25 protein-coding genes are annotated in these 25,877 nt (G+C 39.9%); 4 read left to right on the top strand and 21 right to left on the bottom strand.

The annotated features are described in order from the left end of the window. Nucleotides 1–17: 17 nt before the first annotated feature. Genes EFT72_RS03070 through EFT72_RS03080 form a run of 3 tightly spaced genes read right to left on the bottom strand, consistent with a single transcriptional unit; the run spans nt 18 to nt 1,542 of the window. Nucleotides 18–566 (bottom strand): YeeE/YedE thiosulfate transporter family protein, encoded by a 549-nt coding sequence (locus EFT72_RS03070; protein WP_206426596.1) that lies wholly within the window; start codon nt 564–566, stop codon nt 18–20. A gap of 28 nt (nt 567–594) precedes the next feature. Next, nucleotides 595–822: a sulfurtransferase TusA family protein gene (locus EFT72_RS03075; protein ID WP_124065442.1), complete on the bottom strand. Its 228-nt coding sequence runs from the start codon at nt 820–822 to the stop codon at nt 595–597. A gap of 27 nt (nt 823–849) precedes the next feature. Then, nucleotides 850–1,542, bottom strand: a complete 693-nt coding sequence (locus tag EFT72_RS03080; protein WP_243109926.1) for a YeeE/YedE thiosulfate transporter family protein — start codon at nt 1,540–1,542, stop codon at nt 850–852. 224 nt (nt 1,543–1,766) lie between these two features. On the opposite strand from EFT72_RS03080, the gene EFT72_RS03085 reads away from it, so the two are divergent. Continuing rightward, nucleotides 1,767–2,666 carry a LysR family transcriptional regulator gene (locus tag EFT72_RS03085; RefSeq protein WP_124065443.1) on the top strand — a complete coding sequence of 300 codons (900 nt, stop codon included), beginning with the start codon at nt 1,767–1,769 and terminating at the stop codon, nt 2,664–2,666. On the opposite strand, the gene EFT72_RS03090 is transcribed toward EFT72_RS03085, so the two are convergent. The 5 genes from EFT72_RS03090 to EFT72_RS03110 all read right to left on the bottom strand — a co-directional run bounded on the left by EFT72_RS03090 (nt 2,656) and on the right by EFT72_RS03110 (nt 6,630). Then, nucleotides 2,656–2,877 carry a sulfurtransferase TusA family protein gene (locus tag EFT72_RS03090; protein WP_124065444.1) on the bottom strand — a complete coding sequence of 74 codons (222 nt, stop codon included), beginning with the start codon at nt 2,875–2,877 and terminating at the stop codon, nt 2,656–2,658. The genes EFT72_RS03085 and EFT72_RS03090 overlap by 11 nt on opposite strands. Nucleotides 2,878–2,963: 86 nt before the next feature. Then, complete coding sequence (locus tag EFT72_RS03095; RefSeq protein ID WP_124065445.1) at nt 2,964–3,506, bottom strand: peroxiredoxin-like family protein; 543 nt, start codon at nt 3,504–3,506, stop codon at nt 2,964–2,966. 31 nt (nt 3,507–3,537) lie between these two features. Further along, nucleotides 3,538–4,749: an aminotransferase class I/II-fold pyridoxal phosphate-dependent enzyme gene (locus EFT72_RS03100; protein ID WP_124065446.1), complete on the bottom strand. Its 1,212-nt coding sequence runs from the start codon at nt 4,747–4,749 to the stop codon at nt 3,538–3,540. Nucleotides 4,750–4,830: 81 nt separating this feature from the next. Further along, entirely contained in the window at nt 4,831–6,204 is a 1,374-nt protein-coding gene (locus EFT72_RS03105) for an APC family permease (RefSeq protein ID WP_124065447.1), read from the bottom strand. A 48-nt stretch (nt 6,205–6,252) separates the two neighbouring features. After that, a complete protein-coding gene (locus EFT72_RS03110; RefSeq protein WP_206426598.1) occupies nt 6,253–6,630 on the bottom strand; it encodes a RidA family protein in 378 nt (125 codons plus the stop codon). 188 nt (nt 6,631–6,818) lie between these two features. Between EFT72_RS03110 and EFT72_RS03115 the strand changes: the two genes are divergently transcribed. Beyond that, nucleotides 6,819–7,460 (top strand): PAS domain-containing protein, encoded by a 642-nt coding sequence (locus EFT72_RS03115; protein ID WP_206426599.1) that lies wholly within the window; start codon nt 6,819–6,821, stop codon nt 7,458–7,460. A 235-nt stretch (nt 7,461–7,695) separates the two neighbouring features. Here the strand turns inward: EFT72_RS03115 and EFT72_RS03120 are convergent, their stop codons facing one another. From EFT72_RS03120 to EFT72_RS03130, 3 genes are all read right to left on the bottom strand, one after another. Then, on the bottom strand, nt 7,696–9,057 hold the full coding sequence (locus EFT72_RS03120) for an MFS transporter (protein ID WP_124065449.1): 1,362 nt from the start codon (nt 9,055–9,057) through the stop codon (nt 7,696–7,698). A gap of 27 nt (nt 9,058–9,084) precedes the next feature. Then, a complete protein-coding gene (locus EFT72_RS03125) occupies nt 9,085–10,425 on the bottom strand; it encodes a glycoside hydrolase family 30 protein (protein WP_124065450.1) in 1,341 nt (446 codons plus the stop codon). Nucleotides 10,426–10,636: 211 nt separating this feature from the next. After that, nucleotides 10,637–11,473: a helix-turn-helix domain-containing protein gene (locus EFT72_RS03130; protein WP_124065451.1), complete on the bottom strand. Its 837-nt coding sequence runs from the start codon at nt 11,471–11,473 to the stop codon at nt 10,637–10,639. 206 nt (nt 11,474–11,679) lie between these two features. On the opposite strand from EFT72_RS03130, the gene EFT72_RS03135 reads away from it, so the two are divergent. Continuing rightward, the gene (locus EFT72_RS03135) at nt 11,680–12,282 is read left to right on the top strand and encodes a PadR family transcriptional regulator (RefSeq protein WP_164473057.1); all 603 of its coding nucleotides are present in this window, start codon (nt 11,680–11,682) and stop codon (nt 12,280–12,282) included. A 30-nt stretch (nt 12,283–12,312) separates the two neighbouring features. After that, the gene (locus tag EFT72_RS03140) at nt 12,313–13,122 is read left to right on the top strand and encodes an NAD(P)H-dependent oxidoreductase (protein WP_124065453.1); all 810 of its coding nucleotides are present in this window, start codon (nt 12,313–12,315) and stop codon (nt 13,120–13,122) included. A gap of 37 nt (nt 13,123–13,159) precedes the next feature. Here EFT72_RS03140 and EFT72_RS03145 read toward each other — a convergent pair whose 3' ends face one another. The 10 genes from EFT72_RS03145 to EFT72_RS03190 form a co-directional block, all read right to left on the bottom strand. After that, on the bottom strand, nt 13,160–15,097 hold the full coding sequence (locus EFT72_RS03145; RefSeq protein ID WP_124065454.1) for an ATP-dependent DNA helicase: 1,938 nt from the start codon (nt 15,095–15,097) through the stop codon (nt 13,160–13,162). A gap of 142 nt (nt 15,098–15,239) precedes the next feature. Next, nucleotides 15,240–16,058 (bottom strand): MerR family transcriptional regulator, encoded by an 819-nt coding sequence (locus EFT72_RS03150; protein ID WP_124065456.1) that lies wholly within the window; start codon nt 16,056–16,058, stop codon nt 15,240–15,242. A gap of 445 nt (nt 16,059–16,503) precedes the next feature. Continuing rightward, nucleotides 16,504–16,965 carry an IS200/IS605 family transposase gene (gene tnpA, locus EFT72_RS03155; RefSeq protein WP_124065458.1) on the bottom strand — a complete coding sequence of 154 codons (462 nt, stop codon included), beginning with the start codon at nt 16,963–16,965 and terminating at the stop codon, nt 16,504–16,506. A gap of 198 nt (nt 16,966–17,163) precedes the next feature. Further along, entirely contained in the window at nt 17,164–18,831 is a 1,668-nt protein-coding gene (locus EFT72_RS03160) for an oleate hydratase (protein WP_243109927.1), read from the bottom strand. Between the two features lie 127 nt (nt 18,832–18,958). After that, entirely contained in the window at nt 18,959–19,522 is a 564-nt protein-coding gene (locus EFT72_RS03165) for a TetR-like C-terminal domain-containing protein (protein WP_124065460.1), read from the bottom strand. A 172-nt stretch (nt 19,523–19,694) separates the two neighbouring features. After that, nucleotides 19,695–20,147 carry a hypothetical protein gene (locus EFT72_RS03170; RefSeq protein WP_124065461.1) on the bottom strand — a complete coding sequence of 151 codons (453 nt, stop codon included), beginning with the start codon at nt 20,145–20,147 and terminating at the stop codon, nt 19,695–19,697. A gap of 39 nt (nt 20,148–20,186) precedes the next feature. Next, nucleotides 20,187–21,716: a DNA methylase gene (locus EFT72_RS03175; protein WP_124065462.1), complete on the bottom strand. Its 1,530-nt coding sequence runs from the start codon at nt 21,714–21,716 to the stop codon at nt 20,187–20,189. A 30-nt stretch (nt 21,717–21,746) separates the two neighbouring features. Then, nucleotides 21,747–22,262 carry a DUF3781 domain-containing protein gene (locus tag EFT72_RS19875; RefSeq protein WP_347561832.1) on the bottom strand — a complete coding sequence of 172 codons (516 nt, stop codon included), beginning with the start codon at nt 22,260–22,262 and terminating at the stop codon, nt 21,747–21,749. A 239-nt stretch (nt 22,263–22,501) separates the two neighbouring features. Beyond that, nucleotides 22,502–23,989: a hypothetical protein gene (locus EFT72_RS03185; protein WP_124065463.1), complete on the bottom strand. Its 1,488-nt coding sequence runs from the start codon at nt 23,987–23,989 to the stop codon at nt 22,502–22,504. 262 nt (nt 23,990–24,251) lie between these two features. Next, a complete protein-coding gene (locus tag EFT72_RS03190; protein WP_124065464.1) occupies nt 24,252–25,868 on the bottom strand; it encodes a carbohydrate-binding protein in 1,617 nt (538 codons plus the stop codon). Between the last annotated feature and the right edge of the window lie 9 nt (nt 25,869–25,877).

The following is a 25,877-nucleotide window of genomic DNA, read 5'->3' on the forward strand; positions in this document are numbered from 1 at the left end:
CTGATTGCTCCAGCCCATTACATAAAATATTTTGCCAGTAATTTACTTCCAATAAATGCTCCCACAAGAAGGAACGCTCCGAATATCCAGCCGGATAAAGAGAAGGAAGCAATTCCAGTAAATAACGCTCCAATGTTACATCCATTTGCAAGCCTAGCTCCGTAACCCATAAAAAAACCTCCCAGAACTGCTGCAACCACCTGACGCAGGGTTTTAATCTTCTTTATTTTAAACTGTGATGCAAATAAGGTTGCCGCCAATGCTCCAAAGATAATGCCCATATTGCGGATGGAACCTCCGTCTGCCATAAAACTGGTATGTAGCTTACTCTGCATTTTTTCCGATGCAAAGTAAGCCCAGCTGCCTGCATCTCCCCCCAGTGCGTTATAAACCCAGGTTCCCCAGACAGCAAATGCACTTGTTACGCCCCAGCCTTTTGACAATATTGTGAAGTGTGCAATCTGAAATACGGAAAGTAAAACAGCTCCAGCCACATAGGTCAAAGGTTCCTTTAACAGTTTTTTGTAAATCGGATGATCACCCAGTTTAATAAAAAACTCTTTCAATTGATTCACCTACTTTCACAGCGGTTATTTACTTCGCTTTCTCAATGACGATTTCCCATTCTCCGTCATCTACTTCTTCAATTTCTACATTGTATCCCTGATTTCTTGCCCACTCAGGAACATTCTTCATTGCACAGCTGTGGTCTATGGAAATCACCAGAACATCTCCTACAGACATCTCATTGATCTTTTTTTCTGCTTTCATTAACGGTACTGGACAAGCCTCGCCTAAGCAATCTAAAGTAAATTCAGCCATTTTTTTAATCTCCTTTAATTTATAATTTTATTCAATACTTCCCATTTTCTTTTTCTGCCATTTTACAGCAGCGATGTAGAGTAGAACGATGATCAGGCCCTGAATGACAATTGCTCCAAACCATCCAAACACAGCCGGTAAAAAAATCTTTGGAGCATGAGCATTAAATTTTCCCCAGAATCCCATATCATGAGCGCCCCACGCAGAACCAACGATAAAGAATACTAAAGACAGAATCTGCATGAGGAAGCCTTCCCCCACACGCATCAATGTTCCAGAAGCACAGCCTCCTGCAATTACCATACCAATTCCAAATAAAACGGCACCAATCATTAGCGGCAAACCGATGGGGGATACCCCAGCCATGTTTAAGTTTTTTTCTCCGCCTCCTATGGCACTGGAATACTTAACCGCCAGAAAACCTATGCTTGATACGGCAATTGCCACCAGAACAGCTCTTGTCAAAGAGGTACTTCCCGTTATACAGGGATCACGGAAAGCTGCCGTAAAACAGAACCTGGAACGCTGCAGAATATAACCAAACGCAATTCCAAATATCCAGTAAACCGGAAGTTTATTGCTCCCCTGCCCCAAATAGAATCCAAACGCAATGATAAGTGCTGTAAGCAGTAAAGCATATGGAATCTGACTCTTCTTCGGCTTTCTTTTCTTACGTACTCTTTGTATCCCCATTTCAGTACTTGAATTTGTCTCTGACACTTTTATCCTCCCTTCCATATTGATAATTATGTAACGATCTTTACAGTCCGATTATAACACACTAAATTTTAAAGCTGTTAATCAAGATTTTTATATGGTATAAGATATCCTTATACCTACACGAATCTTGCCACTAGTCATAATGTCTTATATTTGCTATACTTGGGTGGGGGAAAACTGTACAGAATTTAAACAGCTGACAGTTTTAGAAAGGGGGGATTCTCGTGAATGTCCAAAATTTGAAGATGTTTATCAAAATAGTGGAGATGGGCAGTATTTCAAAGGCTGCAGAACGAATGAACATTAGCCAGTCCGCATTAAGTCAGCAGCTTCGGAGCATGGAACTGGAAATTGGCACCCGGCTTTTTGAACGCAATTTTAACGGGGTTATTCCTACCGATGCTGGAAACATCGTACACCATCACGCTATGGAAATTGCATCTTCTTATGACCGAATGTTTCTTGATATCTCTAACGCTCAGAATCAGAATAAAACCATACATATTATAGCCAATCCTTGTATCTATTCCTACGCCCTGCCCTGTACCCTGTATCATGTTAAAAACAATTATCCCCAATATACCCTCCAGATGGAGGTCATGTCCAGTCAGACTATTGAGGGGAAAATAACAAAGGGGCAGGCTGATATGGGAATCATTATTGGGAAGCCAAAAGATAAACACCTTTCCACTAGAAAAATTTTCACAGACCGTTTCTGCCTAGTTGCAGGTGAAAAGATGCAGGTTCCCGCAAAATTAACCTCTGAGGAGCTTTATCGCTATCCTCTTCTAATGCTTGTGAAAAATCAGAAAACCCGGCAGCTAATAGACAAATCCTTAATAAAAAGTGGGATCCAGATCGGCAGACTCCATATTCTTTATACACTGGAATCAACAGAATCCATCAAGTTGTCCGCAATCAATGGTTTTGGTCTGGCTTTTCTACCCTATATGGCAATAAAAAAAGAGCTTTACCATAAGCAGCTTCGCATCATCGACTGCCCTGGTCTGGAGTTTGAGAATGATTATTACTCCATTAAGCGGCTCAATGATGTTCTAGCTTCTCCCGAATCGGCAAAGCTCATAAAATATATTGAGAAAATATTAAGGGATACTATCTGCTAGCTGTTATGGTGATCTCCCATACGCCATTCATTACCTCATCCAACTGGTACCTTAATTTATTGGCTTTGCAAAAGGACTCCAGATTGGAAATGGTGCAACTGTGATCTGTAACCAGCAGATAGTCTTCCCCTTTTTGTATGGAATCCATAACTGCCTGCAGTTTCATTACTGGTACCGGGCAGATCTCGCCCAGACAGTCTATTTTTTTCATACTTACCACCTCACTCTCCCTTCTATCTGATATATTGGATACAATAACACTTTTATTGCAGCAGCGGTTCTCTTTTATTGAAACAATTATTTCATCATCTCTGCCAGCTGATCCGCATCCAGAATATCATCAATTACCTTTGCATAATGAGCATATGTCACCGTTAGGTCGGGCATTAAGATGAATACTGCCGGCAGCTGCAGCTCTTCCCCCTCGTATCTTCCGTGAGAGAATCCCGCTGCCATTGCTTTACCGACTTTAACCATGGTATTTAGACCGGCCAAATCTTTTTTGCTGGCTGCGGGAAGAATCTCAAACTCCTTATAAAGTTCTTCCTTTGGATCACAGATAATCTCAAACGGAAGTGCGGTTTCTGTACCCAAATCCTCTTTAAGCTGTACGGGATCGCTTTGAAGCACCACAAGCATTTTGCCTCCGGCAGCTTTGATTTTTTCGTAATTTTTGGCATACTGCGCAAGATCATATTGACATAAAGTACAGCCATAATAGCGCAGGAATACCAGCGCAGTTTTCCCATCTCCTACCACATCACTTAGCTGTACATTTCTCCGAAATGGTGTTTCAAACTTAAAATCAGGCATCCGTTCATTCACATTTATTTTCGCCATATCATTCCTCCTTCCTATCTATTGAAACTTGTCATGCATTAAAAACATACTGATCCAGACGTTTCATCGCCTCCTCAACTCTACTGAACGGAAGAGCAAGATTCAGCCGAATGGAACATGGCCCGTGGAACATGCGTCCATCCTGCCATGCAACGCCTACATCATATCCACTCTTTTCCAGTTCATCAATGGTTTTTCCATTCTCTTTACACCACTTTGTACAATCTAGAAACAACATATAGGTTCCCTGTGGTTTGGAAAGCTCCACACCTTTAAAGTGCTGTGTGATATAGTCATATGCATAATTGACATTGCCACTAATCACTTCACGCAGCTGATCCACCCATTCGGCACCTTCCGGTTTATATGCACCGATTAGGGCATGCATGCTCAGTACGTTCATATCATTATAATGAGATTTGCTGCTCTGGGCACGGACACGGTCCCTTAAATATGGATCATAAATAATATGATAGGATCCAATCAGACCTGCAAGGTTAAAGGATTTGCTTGGTGCATAAATAGCCACTGTCCGCTTGCGGGCATCTTCACTGACTGACTGCACTGGAATATGCTTGTTGCCGTCTAAAATAATGTCGGACCAGATTTCATCGGAGATGACTACACAGTCGTTATTTTTATAGACTTCCATTGCTTTTTCAATCTCCCACTTTTCCCATACACGTCCACATGGATTATGAGGATTGCAGAAAATTGCAGTATGGATCTTATGAGCCTTGATCTTTGCATCCATATCCTCATAATCCATACGCCACACACCAGCCTCATCCCTCTTAAGAGGACTGTGAATGATTTTGCGTCCATTGTTCTCAAGACTCATGGTAAAACCAATATAAGTAGGGGAATGAAGCAATACTGCATCGCCAGGTGCTGAAAATGCATTCAGTACAGAAATAACTCCTCCTAGAACACCATTTTCGTATCCGATGCACTCTTTGGTAAGACCTGTCACTCCGTTTCGCTCCTCATGCCACTGGATAATGGAATTGTAATACTCCTTAGAAGGGCTGAAATAACCGAATGCCGGATGCTGTGCACGTTGTGCAATCGCTTCGCAAATCGTGGGGACTGTTGGAAAATTCATATCTGCAACCCACATGGGAATCGTATCAAACCCCTCCTTCGGAAGATCCGGAGCAAAACCGGGTAATGTTCCAAGACCATCCACAGCAATGGCATCTTTGCCCCTGCGGTCCATAATTGATGTAAAATCATATTTCATAGCAATATCCTCCTTCTTCATAATCCGCTTTCAACATGAAAACATGGGAAACAGCAGATATTTTATATGTGATTTTTATTCTTACTCCTCATCATCTGCAAGTGCCTGAACAATAATAGCCTTTTTATTTTCTTCCAGAAACTCTTTCTTAACCGCTCCCGATTGTATCCGAAGCACTGAAAAGCCCCCGCACACAGCCAGAATAATGATGGATGCGATGATATCTTTCCCTTTTAAATCTTTGAATAAATTAAAAGCCACAATTCCTGCACAGGCTGCAGACAGTACACAAATAATAGTATACACCGGAATTGGCATATGAAGTGTACATTTTTTCCATTGATCCGGATATTTTTTCGGCAAAGTGATACAAGCCATGTTTAAATATACATTCATCAGCATGGACGGAATCATAACAAGAGATATAATGGAATCAAGGCTGAAACCTAGAAGAATTGGAAGCACGCTGAGTAAATAAAAAGCCAGCTGAATGACCCATGGAAAACCATTTCTTGTGGTTTTTTTAAACACAGGCGGAAGCCAGCCGTCTTCTGCTATTTTCATCAACGGATAACGGAACATGGCAATACCACCTAACAAACTGGTAGAAATGGCAAATACACCACCGCCTAAGATAAACATAATATAAATACTATTCGGAAAAATGGCTTTGGCAGTTGCACCTAAGTTCGCACCTGCAACTTGTTCATAGGGCAGAACACCCGCTGCCACGATACTCATAAGACCATATATAAAAGCCAAAGCAAGAGTGATCCAGAGAATCGCAAGGGGAATGGTTCTTTTTGGTTTTTCAGTAACTGCAACCATCGATACCGGCGCCATGGTTGTTCCCTGGCAGGCCCATCCCATAATTGCGATTGCACTGATAAGACCGCTGAAGCCACCATGGAAAAAGCCACCATCTGCATTGGAAAAATAGTCCGGTTTTACCTGCGGAAGCCCAAAAATTACGAAGACTGTAATTGCAACAACCAGCACTAATGTCAGTGCATTTTCCAGTCGCGTAACAAAACAGGAACCGCGAAGGGTGGTGGCAAAAAAGAGAGTCATGATAAGTACGGATGCCAGACGTGTATAAGGCTCCACTCCGGGAAATACCGCTGAGATATACCCTACAATTGCAAGTGCATAGCTAGACATAGCCATGCTGTTAACAAGAGCCATCGTTGCTGAAAAACCTGTCATTAATGGATTAAACAGAAGCGCCTTCTGGCTGTAATCTCCCCCTTTGAACACAAACATTGCACTCATGATTACATTGTACATATAAGCCAGAAGCATAAACAGACAGCCGCCTACGCATACCAGAACAATTGATCTGCCTGTATAAGCAATTCCAAACCCAAGTAAAACAAATATGCCTGAACCTATTGCTCCCCCTAAACCAAGACCGAAAATATTTAACATACTGAGCTTTTTCCCATGCTCCTCCATTATGTTTACCTCCTCAATGTAATACCTCTCAATCAGCTTCCGTACCTGTTATAATACTGCGATCGCTTCAATTTCAACTCGTGCATTCTTAGGCAGGCTACCCACCTGGAACGCTGCCCTGGCAGGACAATCATCTGTGAAATATTGTGCATAAACCTCATTCATTTCAGTAAATTCCCCAATATCCTTTAAAAAAACGGTAGTTTTTACCACGTTTTCCATGCCGGCACCGGCAGATTCTAAAACAGCTCGGATATTCTCCAGAGACTGCCTGGTCTGCGCCTTGATATCATCTCCAGCAATTGATCCGGTGGAAGGATCAATTGGAAGCTGTCCCGATACATAGATCGTTCCAGCTGCGATAATTGCCTGAGAATACGGTCCGATGGCAGATGGTGCTTTGTCAGTACTTATTTTTTTTTTCAATAAAATCATCACCTCTCTCTTTTAATAATATTTTTATCTATTTGATTGCATTTTTATCATATCACATCTTTTACGAATTGACAATATTTTTATCAGTATGAAAAAAATATTATTTATTTTTTGTATAATAATTGATACTTTGCTAAAAAATGGTATAATGGTTATGGAATATGAGAGGAATATGAACAATGATGACAGATAAAGAATTATTAGAAATGTATAAACCAATGGTCTCTTTTTTATCCAGCTTGTGCGGTCCAGGTTGTGAGGTCTTACTTCATGATGTATCAAAATCAAATAGCGGCACTGTGATTGCTGCTGCCAACGGACATCATTCTGGACGAGGCATTGGTTCGCCCATGACTGACTTAGCCAATCAGATTACCAAGGACCAGATTTACAAAACGCAGGATTATCTTACGAATTATCACGGTGTCAGCAAACGCAAAAATTTCATATCCAACACCTATTTTATTAAGAATGAAGACAGGCTGATCGGTCTGCTCTGTGTTAATCGCAATACAACGGCCATACATGATTTAGACCTGGCATTGTCAAATTTGAAAAAGCATTACAATTTGTCGGAGGGAAGAAAGGATATACAGGAAGATTTAAGCACGCCTGTAGAAGCGATGCTTTCCACCCTTGTTTCCCAGGCTATAAAAGACACAGGAGTGTCACCCCAGCGCATGTCCCGGCAGGAAAAGATCAATATCGTTCATCAGCTGAATGATCAGGGAATCCTGACCATGAAAGGAGCGGTTTCTGAAATTGCGAGACAGCTTTTCGTCTCTGAACCTACCATCTACCGGTATTTGAACCACAAATAATGATGCCGTTCGTGTGCTGTCAAAAATAAAACTGCCGTTTATACCAGTATAAATCCGGTATAAACGGCAGTTTTATTTTCGCATATTACGTTATTTTTCGGCCTCATAAGCCCCACGCAGCACCTATATTTTTTTCAAAATAACCTCGTCATAGAAAACGGCCAGACTATAACAAGGATCTGCAATCTGCATTTTCATCTGTGCGGTTTCTGTCAGAAGAAACTTCCTTTTCCTATTAGTTGGATGACCGCTGTTTTAAATCTTTCATAATTCCATCAAATTCTTTATCAAGGTTATAAAATTGGAGCATCAAAATAATCACTGCATAAATAACAATTGGAATAATGGCAAATGCCAGTTTTACGGAAAACACGGCACTTGCGGTTTGTGTTGCCGCACCGCCCATATATCCTCCGAAGGAAATAACCCACCCAAGTATGGCAGAACCAAGTCCATTCCCGATCTTATATCCAAAACTGCAGGCACTGTTAACCAAACCTTCCGTACGGTTTCCAGTTTTCCATTCCCCATAATCAATGGTATCAGATACCATAGCCCACATGGTTGCTCCCATACAAGCACCACCAATTCCCCTTAATACTCCACATGCCATAATCATACCATAATTGGAAGTGAATAGCATGATGAAGAAACCAATGATGGTTAGTACGGCACCTCCAACCATAACATTCCGCTTGCCAAATTTCTTTACAAAAATTGCAATGAAAAACATGGATACAATTTGTGAGATATAGACTGCATTTCCGATGGGAGCTACTAAATTCTTATCTCCTAGAACCGTATCGGCAAAATAGACCGTTGCTCCTCCATAAAGTGCCATAGAAACAAAAAGCAAAGCGAGCATTACCGTAACCATAATCCAATACTTGTTCTGAAACAACGATACAAATCCATCTTTTAAGGGGACTGGTTTCACGGTCTCTCCTTTTCCCATGGCTGGTTTTACTGTCTCCCTACACCCCCAGAAATTAAAGAAAAATAAGAGTACCGAAATAATACCGAATACACCAAACGTTTTACTCCAAGCTGCTGCATTGTTTCCGAAATATTCTACAAATTTTAATGTATATGTATTAATAAACAACGATCCTGCGGTTGCCAATAAATTTCTGTAAATACTCAAAACACTTCTTTCATAGGGATCCTGAGTCATCAATGCGTTTAATGCGGAATACGGAACATTAATTGCCGTATAGATCACCGTAGAAACTAAATTATAAGTGATGAAAACATAGACTAACTTTGCATTCATCGCCCAACTGGTAGGCACTGAGAAAAGTAAAATTCCGGCAATCCCAAAGGGAATGCACATTCTTAAAATCCATGGCCGAGCCTTCCCATACTTTGAATGGGTTCGGTCCACAATATTTCCCATAATTAAATCACTGACCCCATCAAACACTCTAGAGACCAGCATAATCATACCGACTGCGGCTGCACTGACACCTGCATAGTCTGTGTAATACAAAAGTAAGAATCCTGTCATTGCAGTATAAATAATGTTACAACCTGCGTCCCCACAACCATATGCCAATCTCACAAAAATCGATAATCCTTTATTCTTCGTACCGTTCATGTGTAAACCCCTTCCACGATCCCATAATTAATTTACAACAAATGTATTGATTGAGTGTGATTCTATCGTTGTAGAAAATTGCTGTCCATTGCATAAAAATGTGAATTTCCGATCCTGATGCATACTATTCATAACCGTTACTACAAACTGTCCATCTGGATTTTCAAATACAAGGGCATTTGAAGTCCAGTGTCCTCTTGTCGTTGCTAACCGGGCACCTTTTTTAATAAAATGCGAAAAATGTTTCATTAAGTAGAATTCTGGCTGCAGAATTAGTTCACCGGTTTCTTCTTTTACCGTAGCTAGTGAATTCTGCGACCACCCCCAACTTGATACACCGCCTTGTAACAACGCCATGTTCCAGTAAGTATACCGTTCTGCACCATGTCGGAAAAAATACCACATCAGGGTATAGATATACTCCGCTTGCTCCCACTCATTTAAACCATCCCCACACTCGCTTTCTGTCTGCATAATCCGCATCTCCGGAAAACTGGCTGCTATCTGTTCCAACTGATGCTTTCCCCCCCACTGAACGCCAACCCCAGTCAGGTACTTTCTTGCATCTGGATCACTTAATATGGTATTGGAAAACTGATCATAGAATTGCTCGTAGGCAGCCCCATAACCCGGCCAACGGTAATCAACAAATGGACCGTTAATCGTTCCCAACCAGATTTGCGTACCCAGACCACTTTTTTTGATTTGAGGACCAAGATACCCTTTGATAAAATCTCTCATGTCTTCCCCATGCCACAAACAAGATGGAAATTTCTGATCTGCCATGGGTTCATTCTGGACATGGACCATATCCACCGGAATCCCCTGTTCCTGATACGCTTCTAAAAACTTCACAAAGTATCTGGAATAAGCATCCAATACATTTTCCTCCATGCGGATTCGTCCATAGTTATAAACCTTCTTTGTCTTCATCCAGGTAGGCGGACTCCATGGGGAGGCAAAAAGCATGAGATCGGAACAATATTTCTGCGCCTCCTTTACATACGGAATCGTGTGTGTTTTGTCACGTTCAATGGAAAAATCTTTTAACTCATAATCTTCCGGTGTCTCATCAAGACTATACCAGCTAAGGCTGAAATCATTGGCACCGATGGGAACACGCCCCATATTAAAACCACAGCCTTCCTCTCCAAAAAGTTCTCTTATGAAATTTTCTCTGACCGATGGTTCGGTTTTTTGAAGTGCCTCCCATCCCATTTCATTAAAGCAACCGCCAAAGCCCAAAATTTCCTGTTTTCTTTCCTTGGTCACTTCCAGATAATCTTCAAAACAAGGACCACCGCAAGACAAATCTTTTATTTGCCAGTAATTATCCTTCTTACTGGTAACTTGCATTATCTTTACCATAATTAATCCTTTCCTTTGAGTTTATATGTTTTGTATGTTCTATCCCCTTATTGTAAACGATCTCTTACGATCCCATAAGGAGGGAAACAAACGAAAAAAAAGGCTTATTTTAACTTTGGGTGTAAGAAATAGATCGCTGCATAAAGAAATAGCGTAGCAGTTAAAAACCACAACGCTATAAAGTCTAATTTATTGGAGTCACATCATTTTTCTATTTTGATTTTCGGGCTTCTTTTGGGGTGCAACCATACATCTTCTTAAAAATTCGCCGGAACAATTTCGTATTGTAGAGCCCGTGCCTGACCTGGATATCTTTAACCGGCAGATCTGTGTTTAACAGATCTTTATATACATGCTCCATTCTCACTGTATTTAAATATTCCAAAAACGTGATTCCAGTCTGTGCCTTAAAAAATCTTGAAAAATAAACAGGATTAAGACCGATCACTTCCGAAATTCTTCCTAAAGAAAGATCTTCCCGATAGTGCCCCTGCACGTATTCCATGATGGTTTGCATACGCTGCATGTTTTTTTCAGTCTTTATTTTATTCACTTCGTCCACTTGATAGGAAAAAGAATGAACCAAAATATAGATCAGTTCAAAGACCAAACTATAGCACCGAAATGGATATCCTTCCACATGAAACTCATAGGCGATCCATAGATCTTTCATTATATCCCGAATCTTATTTAACTTTGTCACCACTTTTGGATCCTTAGAATCCATATCCAACGAAAATCGATAATGATAGAGATCCGGCATAATTTTTTCCAGAAAGGACATGGGAACCTGCAGTAAAATAGCCGTATTTCCATCTATACATCTTGTTGAATGGATGCTCATGGGATTTACTATAACAAAATCGTTCTCCTTCATAAATCTCGTTTGATTATTATCCTGAAACTCCAAAGTCCCTCGAATAAGATAGACAATCTCAATCCAATTGTGATAATGTTTATTCACGTTGCTTCCTGTATCGATGCTAAAACTCAATTTTATATTCATGTCCTGATCGGAAACAATAAATTCATGCCTGTATTCTTCCATATGTATCACCCCTAATGGTTTTTCACTTCAATATTTTTATTTCATAACCACATTATTATATCACTGGGTTATATGTAGTTTACTACTTTCCTCTTATATTATCAAAGAATTTTTTAATTGTTCCTTTTTTTTGCTTGACAGTATCCAACGTTGGATATATACTGATTCCATCATTTAAAATTGTTTGTTAGATGGAGGGAACATCAATGATTCAACTGCTAATTCTTTACTACCTAAGTTTAAAATCAACCCATGGATACGAAATACAAAAATTTATTCAACTTAACCACATGGAAGAGTGGAATAATATTAAATCAGGTTCTATCTACTATGCTATGAATAAGTTACAGAATGACGGCTTGATTACGTTGGTAAAAACGGAAGGAAACACAGAAAAAAAGAAATTAATTTATTCCATAACCGAAAAAGGGCAAACGTCCTTGCGGGAAATGGCACTAACAGAGTTAAACAAACCTATAGCAGGGATCATATCTGAAAAATATTTAGTATATCCGATCCTAGCAAACCTAAAAAAAGAGGAAATCCTATCTTCGATTAATGGTCATATCTTAGAATTGCAAACTAAAATAAAAGTGATTGATTCATGGGATTATGAAAAGAAGGGTACCGCAACGAATGTGGAAAAAGCGACCCTTACTCTTATGAAAGAATCTGTAGAAGGTCAAATTAAGTGGCATAACATCCTGGCTGAACATATAGATGAAACAATATCAGCAGTTGACAAAATAACTCACATGATACAATCAACCGATTTTTCTGAAAGAAACCAGTGTCTAAGCATCGATTAAGATGTGGAGATGCAATAGGAGGGGTATCGTATGAAAGTTGCAGTTATTATGGGCAGTCCAAGGAAAAAAGATAGTTTTCAATTATGCAAACAAATTGAAGAGCAAATAAATAACCATGGAGAACATATCGAATTTGATTACATTTTTCTAAGCGATCAACATATTGAAGACTGTAAAGGGTGTTGTCTCTGTTTTCAAAAAAGTGAGACTGTCTGTCCTTGCACTGGTGATGATTTAGACAATGTGAAGCAGCGTCTTTTTTCTGCCGATGGGGTAATTATTTCAAGTCCAGTGTATGCTTATCAAATTACTGGACAACTGAAGCGTTTTATCGACCGGATGTCATACCAGTTTCATCGTCAAGTGATGGTAGGAAAACCAGCACTGATTGTTGTCACAACGGATGGAGGGGGAAGCAAGCAGGTTTATAACTATTTAAAGATGACATTATCTGGTTGGGGCTTGGATATCGTGGGAAATATTCAGATTATATCTCCTCTGTATTTTGAAAACCGGGTACCGAAAAGCATATTCAAATATAACAATCATTATTTTGAAAAAAATCATAAAAATCTGATTCTACTCGCAGATAAATATTTTACCCGAATACACACATACCAAAAGAAATCACCTTCTTATTATGATATTTTTATGTTCAACTGCCTTAGAAGCAAGACTTATACATCCGCTGTAGATCGAACGTATTGGGAAGAAAAAGGGTGGCTAGAAAATAGTTATTTTTATGATGTCAGACTAAATCCTGTAAAACAGCTCTTTGGAAACGCAATGAGACGCCTCCTACATATGGCAGTATCAAGGTATCTAAAAAAACACGAATAGACCATTCGTGTTTTTTAGTATCTCTTTCAAATCTCCTTCAGATCTTCCAACTTCCCACTTTGGATTTTGGTGGCAGTGCACCTATGACCACCTTTTCCCAAGGAGTTCCTATGACCGGATCCAAAATAGCGATTGCCCCATGATCATTCTGGGTTCGTATTAATCTACCGCAGCCTTGTTTTAATTTAATCCCCATTTCAGGATAGTCTACTGTCTCATATGGATCCAATCCCTGTTCCTCTGCTTCTTTGCGCTGAACTTCTATGAGAGGATCTCTTACTGGAAAAGGAAGTCTCCAGACGATTAATAGGGTCAATGCATCCCCTGGTACATCGATCCCTTCCCAAAAGTTTGCTCCTATTAAGATTGAAGTCTCCTCCTCCCGAAACTTTCGTACTAAATATCCCCGATCTCCTTTATCTTCCCAAAGGACATCAAACGGCAGCTTATAATCCCCTAGTTTTAATCTAATTTTCCGAACCTCTTCCATTGAATTTGTAAGTACAAGAGCTCGCCCACCATTTTGTTTTAGTAAGCGAACTAATGTTTCAATTCTTTGGTTAAAGCTTTCTTTCCTACTCTTTGAGGATTCATTTAAATAGACAGCCACTTGTTTCTCAAAATCAAACGGACTCCCAACTATCGATTTTGAGGCCTGCTTCACTCCAAGTGTGCGCATGAAATAGTCAAAATTGCCTTCATTACTTAAAGTGGCCGACGTAAATGAAACAGGGATTCCTTTTTGAAACAAATGCTTGTCTAACCGTTGTCTCATATGCCTTGGAACAACCCAAAAACTTCCATTTCCTTGATCTACCCAAGAGATGCTCTCTGCCCCCTCTTTCTTACAGAATCCATCCAGAGCTTTTATTGATTTTTCTATTTGTCCTTCATAAGCTTGAATCTGCGTCAGTGATAACGATTCGATATAGAGCTCCTGCTCAATCTGGAATTCTAATAGGAGGTGATCCAATTTTTTTTGAAATGTTTTTGCTGCTTTCAATAGATGATCTGTAATCTTTATGGATAAACGATTTGATCCTTCCACGTTTATGAGATGATGGCTCAAATCTGCAAAAAATTCATGGAAAGCATGTTCCATTGCAACTGTCGCCGACAAAAAAGAAGTCCTTGCGTCGTGTATTTCTTCTATGGATTGAATTAAATTCTCAATTTCTTCCTGATCGATCTTGTGACCTGCCTGCATGGCCGCGGGAAGTAATATCTTATGGCCTTCATCAAAAATAACACCGGAATAACTTGGAAGGACTGGCAATATTCCATTTGCTATGCGTTCCTTACGGGTCCACAAGTCATAGAAAAATATAGCATGATCTGCAATGATTAGATCCTTTGTGGGGCGATAATACTCTCTTGCTTTTACAAGTTTGCAAAATCCACGACTCGCGCACACATCGCAAGCCCTAGACTCATCCCACCCAATCCACTTCCACACCCGGTCGGGTATGGTCGGTATCTCTGAACGTTCTCCATGTTTTGTTTGATTGATCCAATGCCGAATCTCATCAGACAATGTGCTTATTTCTTTTGTTGCATCATTAACTTTCACATCGCAAATGTATTGATGTGGATCTTTTGCCATAGGCGCATCAATCTCTAAATCAAGCAGTTTTGATAGCGTCCTAATATCTCCCTCATAACCAGCAAGCTGTTCTTGAAGTGCTGTAGTCGCACACGCAATAACGACTGGTTTTCCACTGAATCGAGCATAAGCGAACGCAGTTAATAGATAGGCAAATGTTTTACCCGTACCAAGACCTGCTTCCGCAAAATGAACCTCGTGACTGCAAAATGCTTCTGCAAATTGAAACGCAGTATATATTTGTTCCTCTCGAACTTCATATCCGTATTCTGGCAGAATATCATAGAAAACATCGCCAATCCATTCCATTAATTTCTCTTTAAATTCATCTTTGTTTTTATATTCAAAGGGTTCTTTTACTCTTTCACGCATATTTCCCTATCTCCTATTGAGTTTCCTATATTTAATCCAGAATATACAGTATATTTCATTTTGCACTTCTTAGCAAGATCCGAAGTTGCGATTACAGAAAAAACCGCCTGCACATGGCAGACGGCTTCTTTTCAAAATAACGTTATCTTTTCTTTATCGGGTAACAAACTTCGGTGACCAGATCATCCGGATTCTGGGTTTGTGCAGGACTCACATGATAAATACAGAACATCGAGCCATTAAATTCATACCCATTGGAATTTACCCAATTCGCAATTGTTTGGTTGACTGCTGTGAGCTGCTCATAACTCCCTTTGTAAGTCGTGGAAGCAATCTCAACGGCAGGGACGGTTTTAAAAACAACGTTCTCTGTATCATTGTATGTTCCTTGTACGCTCATCTGAATTTCTACGTCCGCATCTCTTTCTTTAAAACCCTCGTCATAGAAAACAGCCAGACTATAGCAAGGATCTGCAATCTGCATTTTCATCTGTGCGGTTTCCGTCATAAGAATATTCCACAGGATTCCTTCTTGATCGTAGGAGGGAATTATTTTTCTCACACTTGCAACATATCGTTCTGGCATTGTTTTTAAAGATACATCATATTTCATCATTGTTACATCCTCTCTTAACCGTTTGATGGTAGTTTCAAGGAGCAGCAATCGGTGTTTTACCTCTTCTGCCTGCACATCAAGTTCCGCTTTTTTTACCACTAAAAATTCAGCCAACGCCTTGGGATCATCATAGTTTTCCATAATCGTTCGTATGGTTGCTAAGGCAAATCCCATCTCTTTTAAAGTGGTAATTCTCCCTGCTATGGGGAGCTGTTCCTCGCTGTAGTAGCGATAGCTTGTAACATTGTCAATGTTTTTTGGCATCAGAAGACCGATTTCATCGTAATGCCGTAGCATCCGTATACTGATCCTTGATAGTTTAGAAAAATCTCCTATTTTTAACATGCTTTTCACCTCATATATATGTGGATTACTTGAGCTCATTTATAGTATAAAGTATACCATAATGTGAGAGTCAATCTTTATCTTTCGTTTTTTTTAAAATATTTGAACACAACTTGGACAATTGATAAGGATAACGCTGGTTAGAAGTATTCTTCTATAGACATTCTTTTTACTAAACCAGTTTTTCTGATTACTATTGAAGGAGAATTTGCTGTTACAATTCACTATGGCGCGTTTACGTTACCGATACTCGAATCGTCCGTCCTTCCTAATCTGAGTGTTTAAGTGATTTGTTGATATGTGTAATCATGACCACCCGTCAAACGGGTGGTTTGTCCTGAGGCTATAAGCCTCTGTTACCGGCCAGCGCCTAAAGACGCTGGCTTTCACTTTGTTCAAGCCTTAACGCCCTTGACTCGTCGCAACCCTTAAAAGGGCTTTTGTATTACCGGCTACCCTTAAAAGGGTCCTCATACTCTTTGACGCTTAATTTATCCATTGCAATATCGTGACTTTCTTGTTCCTGGATATACTTTCTTATAGTTGCCTCGTTAAGACCGACTGTGCTCACATAATATCCCTCTGCCCAAAAATGTCGGTTTCCAAACTTATACTTTAAGTTTGCGTGCTGATCAAAGATCATAAGCGCACTTTTTCCTTTGAGATATCCCATAAATTGTGATACACTCAGTTTAGGTGGAATGCTTACAAGCATATGAATATGGTCGGGCATTATATGACCTTCCAATATTTCTACGCCTTTGTATCCACATAGTTGTTTCAGAATATCTCTAATACTTTCCTTGTACTGGTTGTAAATTATTTTTCTCCTGTACTTTGGTGTGAACACTATGTGATACTTGCACATCCATTTGGTATGTGCCAAACTGTTTGCCTTATTGGCCATTAAAATCACCTTTCCTTTCGTTATAAATTGGCTTGAACAACCTTATTATAACGGAAAGGTGATTTTTTTGTGTAACAAACACCGCGCAACCGCATAGCGGGTGGTTTATATTTCGCACGCTTCGCGTGCTCAACAGGGTCACGACCCATAAAGAAAAATGCGAAGTGGAAAATCCACTTCGCAATAAAGTCTAACTTTCTAGGACGTAAGAAGCTTTAACAGTTCTGTATCCTTTAATAATTCACCGATGGTTCGATTCTGTAGGGGAACCTTATCTAAGTTCAAACATGTCTTTGCCGTATTTGCCAAAACACGAATATCATATTGACTCGGATATACAGGAATGACCTCTTTATGAAGTCCCATCAATGTATATACTGCCATCATTGCCCCTCGCAAAGAATATTCTACTGTGAACACACAATCATGTGGGATTTCCGTGTACTGTCCAACAAAAGCGAAGTTTTGGCTTCCTGCTGGCACTACGTCTGGACGGTCGCCAGCAACGCGGGGCATAAACTGAGATGTGATATAGGGCATCATAGTTGGAATGACATTGACCGTATGGTCCAAAACTTCAGGTATCCTGTCTTTTAACCCCATGTGGTATAAAAGTTCTTCAAACATTTCACGACCTGTACAATCAGACATCGTTTTGTGAATATAGTCACCTTCCACATCAAGATTCAACGCATATGCCCATATAACCTTGACATTCTCTGGCTGATTTATGAAATGAGGATCCTTTGGGATAACCCAGCTCATAAACCAACTGGAATCCTTAATGGTTACCAGTCCACCCATGCCGGGTTTGTCTTCAGTCAATTCAAACAGATATGGGAAAACGATTTCATCGTCTTTTAAAGTAACTGTAAAAGATAAATATTTACTTTTGTCAATATCGGTACAAAATGTTTCCGGATGACCAAAGTCAGGCGATTTTTTTGCAAGTTTCTCCCAAACAGAAAAACATCCTTTGTCTTCAGAACGATTTAATATTGCAGGATGATCAAGGTCTCCTATTGTGGTGTTCGCAGTCATCGAGCCATTTGTAAACAATACCATATCGTCCTTTTTCACATCAATGGCTGCATCTTTCCCATCCCTGATGTAGTGAATTACTGTGGCAGTTTTTTGATTTTCTGAGAAATCAAAGTCAATGTCTGTGACACGGCATCCCATATCAAAGTTGACATCATTCTTCTTCAACCAGGTAACCAATGGTAAAATCAATGAATCATACTGGTTGTATTCCGTATGTAGAATTCCCTTAAGTCGGTTCATACCACCGATCATATGCATAAAACGTTCCTCATACCGTTTCACCTCTAAAACGCTGTGCCATTTTTCAAAGGCAAACATGGTTGCCCAGAAAAACCAGAAATTTGTTTCAAAAAAACTGGGTGTAAAAAATTCCTCAATTGTAGTTGCTCCTAGTTTTTCTTCCGTCAGCATGTGAAGTCGTGCCAGCTCCATTGCATTTTCTCTTGATAGACCCAAGTTGGAGAAGTCCTCTTTCTTTCCCTGATGGCTGACAATCCGACAGTGCGACTCAATGGGTTCCTCAATGTTCAATTCACGAAATTCATCCAACACACTTTTGTCTGGATCTTTCAAAGAAGGAATGGTTGCAAATAGGTCCTTAAAGCATTCAAAATGGCACTCTATTTCCCGGCCTCCACGAGCCGTATATCCAGCTTCAGCGGTTCCGCTACCGTCCATAGAACCACCCGTAACTTCAAGCTGCTCCAATATATGAATGTTTTTGCCCGCCATATGGGCGTCTCGTATTAAGTAAGCGGCTGCCGAAAGACTTCCAACTCCACCACCTATAAGGTAAGCATTTTTCTTCTGATCATTTTTCAATCTTAGTACCACCTTTCTTAAATTTATTATTACTTTAGTATAATCACTTTATGTGGCAACAACAAGGAACAGAAAAGGCAACCGTGAAATAATTACACGGTTGCCTGCTATTGTGCAAATTCTAAGATTATGGCTCTGCATATTGATCCATGAGTCGTACGATATTCCCTTCCATTAGCTTTTCTATCCAGTCCGCAATTAGGTTCGGATCTTTTTGTAAGTCCTGCTTCAACCACGCAATAAAAATGCCCATGCTCGCACTTGCATAAAATTCTGTCGCTTCCTTCTTAACGATATCACTCACATGTAGATTCTGTGTTATGTCTTCAATAATTCCTGTAATGACATGTTTAAAAACTTTGTTAATAAATGTCTCAAGGTGGTCACGCCCCAAAGAATGATATGTATTTAGACAAATCGTGCGATTTTTAACTGTATAATTCAGTACAAGAAGGAGTCCATCCTTCCACTGAGCAAGATTACAGTATTTTTCTAGATCTTCTATTACTTCGTACTCATAAATCCAGCCCAGCAAATCATAAACATCTTTAAAATGATTATAAAAAGTATGCCTTGCAAGCCCACAGTCATCTACGATCATTTTTACTCGTATCCTATTGATTGGTTGGTGATGCATTAGTTTCTTTAATGATTCAGCTAGTGCTTTATCCGTAACTGTCGATTTTGACATCCAGCCCTCTCCTTCCGTGATATCTCAATCATCTATAACTCATTTATTTGCGTACCCATAAACAATCTTTTACTCCATAACAACATAAAATAATTATAGCATAAATACCTGTGGTGTAAACACAAAACAGAAGATTTTTCCAGAAACAATACTGATAAAATATTTACAATACTCACTCAATACAATCATCCACAGATCGAAATATTTCACCTGTCATATCTACAATCTCCTCAATTGGTATCCTGGTTCCGTCTTGCATGACCACCGCTCGTCCATATCCATCAATCTTCTTTACCGCTCCTCTCAAAGAGATATAATCTCCACCCGCTTTCCTTTCATCTGGCTGAAAATATACGAGTTCTATCACCTGCTGCCTGTTCAACGGTTCCTGGACAATTCTTAGTTTTTCATCTAATATTGTTTTTGCAGCTTCTGTCAGTTCTATTCTCTGATCTGTCCGTCTGGATGTCTCTTTGATTGCCCCATCATAACCTGTCAGTGCTGCAAATGGAGAAAATTGTGCAGCACGATCCTGGATTGACATATGCTTCCGATTCTTAGAGACAGGATGCGGTAAATGAATGATATCGTCATATGGATGTTTATCTTTGTTCTCACCTATCATTTTTAATTCCTCTCACAAATTCATGGATGCGTCGTTATCTTATGCCTTATGACCTCCAATTTGCTTGTTTCTTTCTATTGTCATAGCACCTTCTTCAAGGTCTGTCCCCTTTAGTATTGCATTCTTGCCATACTTTTTCTTTATATCGAGAATCGCAAGCTGCATCTTCTTTTCTCGTGAACGTTCTGCACTCTCTTCCTCTTTTTCCTTTTGCTTGGATTCATAATCGGTAAAGAGGTCAAGCTGTTCGTAGGTTTTCTCTTTTTCTACAGAATCTTCATTCACAACATGATTTGCTGTGATATTTATTCTCCGAACCAATAAATTCTTATCTACAATTCTGGTGTATAAATCCATAACGGCATCTATAATTTCCTTTGTAGAAGACGTAGGCCATTTAAGATTTATAGTTCCATGTGCATGCTTTGGAACCTGTCGTCCATAGTGATCGGTTGTGATCAATCCATGATACTTCGCTTTTATATCCGGATGTATTAGATTTTCAATATCATACCCTACGGTCAAAACCATTTGATCTGTCACAAGACGCTTATCCACCAGATCAAGAACTAGAAGATCTGTCATTTCACGTACAATACGTCTTGCTTTCTCATATTGATAGGGGGACTGTAAAACCTGTCCCGATCCAAGACTATTTGTGGACGGTTTATACGCCTTTATATCTGCAATTGTACATGGCTCAACTCCCCAAGCATGGTCGATTAATAGCTCTGCATTTATTCCGAATAATTTATATAGCAAATCTTCATTATAATACGCATTCTTCTTCCCAACGGAACATCTTGCCACGTCCCCCATTGTTTCCATTCCTTTTTCTTCTAATTTCTTGGCATATCCTCTGCCTACACGCCAGAAGTCTGTCAGTGGTTTATGAGTCCAAAGAATTTCTCTATATGTCATTTCATCTAGTTCTGCTATCCGCACACCATCTTTATCTGCTGGTATATGCTTTGCTACGATATCCATTGCTATTTTGCAAAGGTAAAGATTGGTTCCGATTCCAGCGGTTGCAGTGATTCCAACCGTTTGTAAAACTTCACGTATTATCTTCATCGCAAATTCGCGTGCAGAAAGATTTGCTGTCTTCAGATAATGTGTCACATCCATAAATACCTCATCGATCGAGTAGACATGGATATCTTCTGGTGCCACATACTTTAAATAAATATTGTATATTTGTGTACTATACTGGATATACTCAGCCATTCTCGGTGGTGCTGCAATGTAATCCAGTGACAAATCGGCTGATTCCTTTAATTTAGTATCATCATAGGATGCGCCCGTAAAGGTTCGATTTGGTACTTTGCTTCTTCTAACTGCATTTTCTTCTTTTACTTTCTGCACAACCTCGAATAACCTGGATCTCCCAGAAATCCCAATCGATTTTAAGGATGGGGATACTGCAAGGCAAATGGTTTTTTCGGTTCTACTTGCATCCGCAACTACAAGATTGGTGGTTAATGGGTCTAGCCCACGTTTAAGACATTCAACTGAGGCATAGAATGACTTGAGATCTATAGCGATATAAACGTGATTTCCCTGCTCCATTCCTTTCCCTCTCCGTTTCTATATAAATACCTAACATTTCTTGTTTTCTTTGTGAGCCGTGATAATCGTATAACTCGTGGCATTCACGGTAATCCTACACCCTTCTACGATTACATACCAATTTTTCCCCTCTCTAGATATCAAAGCATCTGTCCGTATGATTTTTTTTACACACCAATCAACCGCATCATCTACGTCGAGTTTTAGGTTCTTTCTTATCCGCTGTATTCCGGATTCTGTGGAATGTAATTTTTCTATGTTATTTAATAGAACACTGCAATCAGTTGTTTCTTTTGTATTACCCTCAATACAGTGGGGAATGTAGACCTCAGCTATCATCTCACAAATTTTTCCTAGATACTGTAAGTTCATATGATATGTTGCTTCCGGTGAAGGGGTTGACATCCGTTGATCACCAATTCTATCTTTGTCTTTATATTTTTCAAATTTTCGGATTTCCTTTAATAATGAATCCCTTACCTTCAATAGATTACAATATGTCTTATCCTCCAACATTTCTACGTACTCTTTGGGATTAATTATCATACCTAGCAGTCCCCCTAACCCATCTTTTTTATTCAATCATTCGCCTTGTTGTATCAGTGCATTATAACCGATTTGGTAACACAACTATATTTTACACCATGGGCCTGACTTTTCGAAGCCTAATTCCATATTTTTTTCAAATGAATCAGGCTGCGCTCTTACTTGAAACAAAAGCTGTAGTGAGGACTGTCATACAATAAAATACCGGACTCCAAAAATCTGAAATCCGGTATTTTTATTTATTTAGGAATAATTAATAACTCAATTTCCGGCTTGTCCAGCTCTGAAACCGGCATGATTCCTACTAAATTAACGGGTATTGTTAACAAAGTGGAAATCTGGCCACCAAGCTGCTTGATATACCATTTGTCTTTATATTCTACTGCATCCGTACAGAAACAATACCTCTCTCCTTTAAGTTCAAAAACAACAACGCAGCTTTCCATTCTGTTGGCACCGCAAACCTTCGCTCGCCGGGTCCTTATATCCAGGCTTCGTTCTGATCCATATACCTCTGAAAGCGATTCAGGGGGTAGATACCCCAGGATTTTCATGGAACTCAAATCAAATTCCGGCAATTCTGCCGATATTGTAGAAATATAGTCCTCTTCCATTCCATTGGCATCGCTCAAATCAGTTCTACTTATAGCAAAAAGGGCGGCATATTGTTTGATGATATCCTTTATAATATATTTTTTCCTGCTTTGGATATTTAAGTCTCTTGAAAAATCATTTACAACAGGCAGATTTAACTCCTGCTGCATAAAGAAATACCCTTGTACATATTCTAAACTTGCCTGTAAATTATAATGATCTACATAGCTTTCTACCGAGAACGCACTTATCATTTGATCTATATCATTGGATTTAAGACCTCCCAAGTAGGCTTTTGCAGCCTCCTGAGGCGAATCAAATCCTTCTGATTCGACGATGAAGGTTGAAGGTTCCTCTACATTAATTTCTTCTGTTCCCAGCTCAAATAAGTTCTGTGATAAATCGGGCATTAACTTCTTAAGCGTTTTCTCATCTTCTGTATCCAACGGTATGGTTCCAACGATACCCCTTTCTACACCTGTCATATTGGCTAAAATTCCACCTAATTGCAGATTAAACCATTGGCCATCGCGTTCCAAGACATCAAAGAAAAGGATATACTTTTTCTTTCCAAGTTCAATGGCTGCCACACAGCTTTCTATATTTTCACCGCCATATTTTTCTGCCATCTTAACCATATTATTCTGATGTGCGTCCGTGCTATATGCATCTGAGAGCGAATCCGGAGGAATAAATCCCAGCAGCTTCATAGATCCAAAATCCACTGCCTCCATCTGTCCCTTCAGCTTCTCCAAAAACTGTTTTATGTTTTCACTATCTTTTAATGTTATGCAGTCATTGGGATTTAAATCCATTCCGCATAGGATTGTATATTGGCACAGAATATCATCTACGTTATTTTCTGCAGAGAAGGTATCTGCCATTCGTTTAAAATCACTGGCCTTAAGCCCCAGCAGATAAGCTTTAACGGCGCTTTCCGCCGAGTCAAACCCAACAGGTGCTGCTTTCGTGGATACTGCCGCCCCAGACAATACGGGCAGTCTTTCAGATGCACGCTGCTGTTCTGTCTGCGGTTTAGATGACTCCTGTGAAGAGCAGGCAGAAATACATGTCCACATCAAAAGAATTGCCGTGATTACCAAAATATGTTTGTATTTTAATATTATTTCCATTTATTTGCTTATCCTTTCAAAACCACTTTGTATTAACTCCTGTATTTTGTCATTACAACTAAATATTAATTGGTATTATACTATGATAATTCAATAATATCCACTATATATTTACGTAACAAAGCATTCATATCGGTTGTTACTATTTAAATTACACCTTTTCTTGATCTTGGATAAAATAAAAAGATGTCTAAAAATGGTAGATACCATCTTTGGGGACATCTTTTTATTATTACAGCTGCTATGTTTGAAAAGTCAGGTTTTAATTTATTTCATAATAATCTACAAATGCATCCCAAGTGCCGGTATCCTCGTCAACCTGCAGCTTTACTTGCTGGGATCCTGCGCTTAGCGATACATTCATGCTCTGAAGAGAAGGAGTCGTCCCTGTAAAACTTAGGGTACCTTTCTTAACACCTCCTACATATACCGACACCTTTGCCGTGCTGCTATTATTCGAAGCCCCCCGTACCTGAATGGTATACGTTTTTGTGTTGGTAAAATTAAAATCATTGGCACAATAATCTCCATTGGCATACAAAGCTATTCCGCCAAAGGGGGATGAAAGATTGCCCGCATAGGTCCCGCCTTTGGTCATATTCTCACACTCAATGCGTGTTTGTGTGCCTTTCGTGAACTTCCACCAGTTTAGATTAAACAGATATCCACTCCCTCCAGTAAACTTTAAGTAGAGGTCATGCTCCCCAGTTGCACCACTAATATCACACGTCGTAGTTGCCCATGACTGCCAGTCGCCAGTTCCGGCAACCTTGCAAGTCCCTACCAGAGGACCAGTCAGACTATCTAACCTGACTTCAATATTCCCACCGCTGGAACCACTCGCTGCTCTTACCTGAAACCCTGTGGCACCATCACCGAAATCAATATTGTTGTAGACCACATAATCCCCGTTTTCAATATAGGCAACAGCCTGTCCACCTTCGCTGCAGTTTTCTAACTGGACTCCCGACTGGGTTTTATACCCCTCTGCTTCAATCTGTGAAAAAGCTGACTGTGTATCAGGGGTTGGCGTTGTCCCTTTAAAAATCAATTGTGAAAATTGATAAAAGCTATCCTTCCAGAATTTAAAATCATGGTTGCCAGGAGCACGGTACCAGTTATGAGGAACATTGTTCTGTTCTAGATAATCATGTACCCCCTTGGCTACATTGAATAGACCGTCCTGTTCCCCGCAAGAAACCCAAAGAACTTTCATATTCTGGGTGACTTGTGCCGGATTCGGCGCCAGCTTACTGGGTGCATTAGTATTCGGTGCCGGGGAAAAACCTCCTACATAAGCAAAGGAGGACATGTATTTAAGCCCAAAGTTCAAGGATTGCCCTCCGCCCATGGATAATCCCGCAATGGCTCGATTTTCACGGTCAGTCAGCACCGAATAATGGGATTGTATATAGGGAATTAAATCATTTAATAAATCATATTGGAAATTTTCAAAAGCTGCCACCTTATCTGCCGAATAAATATCGCCCACCGGGCGGTCATCTGCCATGGCACGGCCATTGGGCATCACTACAATCATTGGAGCCAATTTGTTCTCTGAATACAGGTTGTCCAGGATAATATCCGGACGACCATTTAACCATTCTCTGTGATCTCCTCCAATGCCGTGCAGCAGGTACAATACATTGTACTTTTGACTGGCGGAGTACCCTGGAGGCGTATAGATATTAGCTTTACGGTCCGTACCCGTTGTATTTGAATGATAGCTTACCGTAGTTACTTTCCCATGGGGAATGTTGCTCCGTTGTTGATCATACCCTGCCGGAGGCGCCGCCAAAGCAGTGATTGCTGTAACACCTAAAAGTGCCACAGACAACAACATGGTATAGATTGCACTAAATAGTTTTTTCATCATCATCTTCACCCC

The organism is Clostridium sp. E02 (genome assembly GCF_003833015.1).
Taxonomy (GTDB): Bacteria; Bacillota; Clostridia; order Lachnospirales; family Lachnospiraceae; genus Lacrimispora.

Coding starts and splice junctions, on each gene's coding strand:
- EFT72_RS03075 (WP_124065442.1), bottom strand. CDS start 822: ATGGCTGAATTTACTTTAGATTGCTTAGGCGAGGCTTGTCCAGTACCG.
- EFT72_RS03090 (WP_124065444.1), bottom strand. CDS start 2,877: ATGAAAAAAATAGACTGTCTGGGCGAGATCTGCCCGGTACCAGTAATG.
- EFT72_RS03095 (WP_124065445.1), bottom strand. CDS start 3,506: ATGGCGAAAATAAATGTGAATGAACGGATGCCTGATTTTAAGTTTGAA.
- EFT72_RS03100 (WP_124065446.1), bottom strand. CDS start 4,749: ATGAAATATGATTTTACATCAATTATGGACCGCAGGGGCAAAGATGCC.
- EFT72_RS03105 (WP_124065447.1), bottom strand. CDS start 6,204: ATGGAGGAGCATGGGAAAAAGCTCAGTATGTTAAATATTTTCGGTCTT.
- EFT72_RS03115 (WP_206426599.1), top strand. CDS start 6,819: ATGATGACAGATAAAGAATTATTAGAAATGTATAAACCAATGGTCTCT.
- EFT72_RS03120 (WP_124065449.1), bottom strand. CDS start 9,057: ATGAACGGTACGAAGAATAAAGGATTATCGATTTTTGTGAGATTGGCA.
- EFT72_RS03125 (WP_124065450.1), bottom strand. CDS start 10,425: ATGGTAAAGATAATGCAAGTTACCAGTAAGAAGGATAATTACTGGCAA.
- EFT72_RS03130 (WP_124065451.1), bottom strand. CDS start 11,473: ATGGAAGAATACAGGCATGAATTTATTGTTTCCGATCAGGACATGAAT.
- EFT72_RS03135 (WP_164473057.1), top strand. CDS start 11,680: ATGATTCAACTGCTAATTCTTTACTACCTAAGTTTAAAATCAACCCAT.
- EFT72_RS03140 (WP_124065453.1), top strand. CDS start 12,313: ATGAAAGTTGCAGTTATTATGGGCAGTCCAAGGAAAAAAGATAGTTTT.
- EFT72_RS03145 (WP_124065454.1), bottom strand. CDS start 15,097: ATGCGTGAAAGAGTAAAAGAACCCTTTGAATATAAAAACAAAGATGAA.
- EFT72_RS03150 (WP_124065456.1), bottom strand. CDS start 16,058: ATGTTAAAAATAGGAGATTTTTCTAAACTATCAAGGATCAGTATACGG.
- tnpA (WP_124065458.1), bottom strand. CDS start 16,965: ATGGCCAATAAGGCAAACAGTTTGGCACATACCAAATGGATGTGCAAG.
- EFT72_RS03165 (WP_124065460.1), bottom strand. CDS start 19,522: ATGTCAAAATCGACAGTTACGGATAAAGCACTAGCTGAATCATTAAAG.
- EFT72_RS03170 (WP_124065461.1), bottom strand. CDS start 20,147: ATGATAGGTGAGAACAAAGATAAACATCCATATGACGATATCATTCAT.
- EFT72_RS03175 (WP_124065462.1), bottom strand. CDS start 21,716: ATGGAGCAGGGAAATCACGTTTATATCGCTATAGATCTCAAGTCATTC.
- EFT72_RS19875 (WP_347561832.1), bottom strand. CDS start 22,262: ATGATAATTAATCCCAAAGAGTACGTAGAAATGTTGGAGGATAAGACA.
- EFT72_RS03185 (WP_124065463.1), bottom strand. CDS start 23,989: ATGGAAATAATATTAAAATACAAACATATTTTGGTAATCACGGCAATT.
- EFT72_RS03190 (WP_124065464.1), bottom strand. CDS start 25,868: ATGATGATGAAAAAACTATTTAGTGCAATCTATACCATGTTGTTGTCT.